Origin of the sequence: Cupriavidus sp. L7L (assembly GCF_004353535.1) — a bacterium.
GTDB classification, from domain to species: domain Bacteria; phylum Pseudomonadota; class Gammaproteobacteria; order Burkholderiales; family Burkholderiaceae; genus Cupriavidus; species Cupriavidus oxalaticus_A.
In genome coordinates, this window is sequence record NZ_SMNY01000152.1 from 1 (window position 1) to 3724 (window position 3724).

Here is a 3724-nt window from a genome sequence, read left to right on the forward strand (position 1 = left end):
TTCGGACAGGGACAGCTCGCCACGCTGCAGTGGAACCACGGGTCGCGATACCTGGAACTCGGTTTCGACCTTGATCCAATTCCGATACTGCTCCACCAGGTCAAGGGACGCCGCCTGATCTCCCACAACGTCCGGCATCACGAACATGGGAGGCGTGATCTTCTCTTCGGCAGGGTTCGCCTCGGCGATGTATTGCTGCAGCAACTCGTACTTGTTGAGCACTGCGTCAAAGTCCATCGGTCGAACATCCCCGCTCTTCAATCCTCGCTTGAAGAGGCCGAATGCGCCGGAATCAACGAACACCTGTGCACGCATGTTCACGATGCGATCCGCAAGCTCGCGCATCGCGGAGTCCGACAATTCGCCGATATCGACACCAATGCCGTGCTCAGCCCGCGTCGCGGGATGGAAGTCCTTTGCCCGTGACATGCCAGACGCAAACCGGCTCACGCGCTCTTGCAAGGCCTTGACGCGCAAATCCTGCTCGCCATCTTCCTCGGCGTCAGCACCCTCCTCTGTCGCCGGCGCCTGCATGGCGCGGCGGACAAAATCACCCACCTGGCGCGTGGCCTCAGCGGAATACGGGCCATCCCACTCCTCGACCCATTCTTCCCACGCCAGCCTGCGTACTTGAATCGAAGCGCCATGGTCATCCAGTTCGGCGTGGACTTCGTGCCCGCTCCCGAGATCCACTGACCAGCTGCGCGGGTTCAGCCCATCCATTTCCAGGCCAAGGGAGCGCATGGCTACCGCAAACTGACGCAGCCGAGCCGCCTTCGCGCCGTCATCGAGCTGATCGTATGCATCCGCCTCGTCCGACCATTGCGACAGAACGCTCTCGGCATCCGCAAGATCATCGTGCTTGCTGTACTCGTAGCTGCCGTTCTTCAGGCGGGAGACCGTGAATACATCGGTGGTGCCAGGGCCAGCGTGTGCGGAAAGGGAAAGTTGGTCGCTACGACTGGGGTGCTTCCAGTCGGTTCCGACTTCCCCAGACGGAACTAGGCCGGCAGCCCTTGCGGCCTTCTCGGCAGCCGCGCTGCGCGCTCTTGCGCGCTCAGTCGGATTGGCGATGGCCTCAAACACCGCGCGAGTCAGCGCCTTGATGGCCTGGTCAGCCTCCTCAGGAGTATCGTAGGTCCCGCTCGCATATTCGCCGTCGAAGGCGCGGATCACGGAATACTTAGTCTTTCCGCTGTGCAGCGGGCTATAGACTCGTAGCGAGATATGGGTGTCATCATTGCGAGTACCCTTCTCCCACGACGAGCCATCGCTGTACTCCTCCTGCTGCATACCATTCGCTTCCCCGATGGCCTTAGCGCTGGCAAGCCGATCACGATAGCCGGCGTCCCGCGCGGCGTTGCGAATCTGATTCAGCCTCGTCCCGACGCGGTGCAAGATCTCGGTGGTCGGATGACGTTCGCGCGTTCCGCGGGGTGGCTGCAATTGTTCGATCAGCCGCTTCGCAGCGACGAGAACAGCCTCCTTCGATTCCGAGGTAATGACATCGACCTTACTGGCCAGCGCTGCCACATGGCTTTCCAGCTGCTCGTGCCGCGTTGCAGACGGCGCGCGCCGGTCTAGGGCTCGCCACCCTTTCACCCATTCGCCTAGGGTTGCCCATTTGACATTGGTCCCCGGGGTCTTGTTCTCGCTGGCCTGGTCCCTCGCCTTCGCGCGGAAGGCTTCGTTCTCGGCAACACGCTTGCGGAACGCTTCGGCGTTGACGGACTTGGAGCGCTCGTTCAGCTGATCACGGTTGACCGTGACATACACGATGAACGGATTGTCGGTGACTACGTCGTGGTCCACCCGCCAGGCGTTCTCGCCGTTTTCGTCAACCAGTATGTCGCCCTTGCGGGCCAGAAGCTCGCGGCCAGCACGTTCCTGCGCCTCTTCCGCGGCCCGTACCTGTTCTTCTGCTTCCCTTGCAGCAACGGTCAAGGCCAGGATCTGGTCCAGCTCGTCGTTGATGAGACTGCGCTGGTAGTTGAGGGATCCCCTCAGCGCGAAAAGTGGTTTGCCTTGGAAGGCAATCAGAATGTCGTAGTCCGATACTGCATCCAGGCCACGCGAGTGAAGTTCGTCATAGCGGTCGGCGAGCGTCTGCAGCGCTTGCCTCTTCTGGGCGAGTAGAGGCTGCAGCGTGGCAACTCGCGCCTCCGCCTCTTCGGGCAATGTGATACCGTCCAGCGCCCTCTGGAACACCTCTTCGGTATAGCTGTGCGTCTGGGCCAGTAAGGCCCCGCTGCTCGGGAAATCGGCCAGTACGCCTGCGATTTGCTCTGGCGTCACTTCTGCGCGTGCGCGGCGTGCCTGCTCGTCGCGACTCGGATGGGTGTCCGCGTCCGCTGCTTTCGCGATCAAGTCGTCCAGCTCGAAATCGGCGTTTGCGAGATCCAGATCCTCATAGCCAACGAGGAACGCGGAGGTCTCGAACTCGCGGATGTCACGGGTTGGGTCGAAGCCGGGAAACCACTGTCGCAGGTCGCTCGTCTTGAACGTCGGCACGCTACCGAGCCAAACGTTGTCCTGCAGCCTGGTGAAGCCGAACTGCGAGAGATCGCTTCTGACGTAGTTGCGCACTGCCAGGCGATGTCCCCCATCGGGCGGGCATCCGGTTGCAATAAGCATTTCCGCGCCGTCGTAGCGCGAGAGATCGACCCAGCGACGCACCGCCATGATTACCCCTTCATGCCGATAGGCCGCATGCGCTGAACCGCCCTGTCGGCCTCAACGCTTTTGAGTACGGGCTCCAGCTTCGCGGAGATCGAATCGAAGTAGTCCGCCGCTTTCTGAAGATTCTCCCGGCTGGGCGTGATACCGAGGGCACCGTAGCGGCTCAGCCGCACCAGATTGCGACCCGCCAATTGCAGCTTGCGGGTGAGTTCGACGTTTTCGTCCAGGGACATGATGTGTGTGTCTTATGTATTGTGAACTTCTTGCAACTCTTCATCGACCGCGGGATCGACCACGAAGGTCTCGTCCTCGGGATCAAATAGCGTGGAGTCGTCTTCGATACGGAGAGCACTCGCGTTACGGATGCATGTCCGCAGTAGCCGAATGACACTGTCTTCGGTGTATTGCTGCCCAGTCAGCGAGTGGGTGCGGGAGCCTTCGTCAAGGCAAAATTGCGGATGGAAAGTCCCGTGAACACCGAGGTAGCAGGTGAACTCGATGTTATCGCCGCAGATGCGCAGAGTCGCGACGTCGCTGTCGTTGTGGGAACCGACCAGGTCCACGGTCCCCATGGCGTGGCCGGCAAGCAGCAACAAGGGCGTCGCACGTTGGCCGGCAAGGTCAGCGATCATGGAAAGGTACTTTGTCTTCGCTATCGTGACGCTCGCGTTCATGTCAGTCGATCCATGTGGTGTGTTTGCACGCGGGATAGGCGGAGCAGCTCACCAGTTTTTTTCCGGAAGGCAGGCGACGGCCCGTCATCGTCCCCTTGCCGCACTTCGGACAGGGCGCACCGTGCCCTGGCAAGGCGGAGTCGACCTCGGACCGAGGCTTTGAATCCGCTTCGTCCTGAGCGCCCATCTTCGAGAGATCGAACTTCACGGTCTTCATGCCTTCGACCAGGGAGCAGCACATCTTCCGGATCATGTCGTCAAAGCTCGCCGCGGGCATCTTCCCTTCCGCGATGAGCCCCAGCGCCATTTCCCACTTCGCAGTAGTAACGGGATCCCGGAGTTCGTTCGGCAGCTTCTCGATCAACTCGATG

4 protein-coding genes are annotated in these 3724 nt (G+C 61.0%); all 4 read right to left on the bottom strand.

Annotated features, from left to right (window positions below):
* A partial coding sequence (locus tag E1J61_RS36690) for a hypothetical protein (protein WP_133098636.1) occupies positions 1–2682 on the bottom strand: 2682 nt, incomplete at its 3' end.
* A gap of 2 nt (positions 2683–2684) precedes the next feature.
* Positions 2685–2912, bottom strand: a complete 228-nt coding sequence (locus E1J61_RS36695; protein WP_133098637.1) for a hypothetical protein — start codon at positions 2910–2912, stop codon at positions 2685–2687.
* A gap of 12 nt (positions 2913–2924) precedes the next feature.
* Positions 2925–3353, bottom strand: a complete 429-nt coding sequence (locus tag E1J61_RS36700; protein WP_133098638.1) for a hypothetical protein — start codon at positions 3351–3353, stop codon at positions 2925–2927.
* Between the two features lies 1 nt (position 3354).
* Positions 3355–3724 (bottom strand): topoisomerase DNA-binding C4 zinc finger domain-containing protein (locus E1J61_RS36705; protein WP_207951315.1); only part of this gene is annotated, 370 nt, incomplete at its 5' end.

What these genes read in the sequence shown, in the direction of transcription:
- E1J61_RS36695 (WP_133098637.1), bottom strand. Translation starts at nt 2,912, where the DNA reads ATGTCCCTGGACGAAAACGTCGAACTCACCCGCAAGCTGCAATTGGCG.
- E1J61_RS36700 (WP_133098638.1), bottom strand. Translation starts at nt 3,353, where the DNA reads ATGAACGCGAGCGTCACGATAGCGAAGACAAAGTACCTTTCCATGATC.